The organism is Vibrio sp. 2132-1 (assembly GCF_033344315.1).
Genome location: NZ_JAWPON010000422.1, coordinates 1 through 655 on the forward strand (window position 1 = coordinate 1; position 655 = coordinate 655).

The window sequence follows — 655 nt, forward strand, 5'->3', positions numbered from 1 at the left end:
TCCTGCAATTTGGTTTCCACGGTATCGGTGACTTGGTGTTCGACTTCTTCGGCAGATGCACCCGGATAAAGGGTCACGACTACCGCAGTTTTTACTGTAAAGCTCGGGTCTTCCAACTTGCCTAAGTCGAAGTAAGAATAGATGCCAGCGATCACGCTCAATACGATAAAGAACAGAACGAACTTACGTTGGCGAATCGCGAATTCAGCTAAATTGATCATGGATTCGCACCTACAACGTCTTGATGGTCAGGTTTGGGGCGGCATCGCCCTCGCTTAGATAATGACTAACGCTGATCACCACATAATCGCCTTGCTCAAAACTTCCGGTCACACACGCTTGGTATGCGTCGATAGAGTCAAGGTTGACCGGCTCTGAATGAATAACCGCATCACGAACCACATTCACGTGCAGAGTTTGTTTCTCACCCAAAATTGCAGAGTAAGGAAAGCAATGGCTTGAGTGACTGGTGTTGAGCGCGGTATTAACCGTGACTGCTTTACCGTTGAATAGCGCACTGGAAATCGAATCGATGTCTAGCGTGACGGTATAGGTTTGTTTGAGCAAGTGTTTCTTCGGCGCGATTTCTGCCACGGTTGCTTGGTAGGATTGCACCGAATCATACCAAGTCAACGATGCTGGCTGACCTAGTGCG

1 protein-coding gene and 1 pseudogene are annotated in these 655 nt (G+C 48.4%); both read right to left on the reverse strand.

The features are described 5' to 3' along the window. Positions 1–221: efflux RND transporter permease subunit (locus tag R8N47_RS25795; protein ID WP_318186178.1), on the reverse strand; the 221-nt coding region annotated here is incomplete at its 3' end. A gap of 10 nt (positions 222–231) precedes the next feature. Then, positions 232–655, reverse strand: a pseudogene (locus R8N47_RS25800) (efflux RND transporter periplasmic adaptor subunit); the annotation flags it as partial.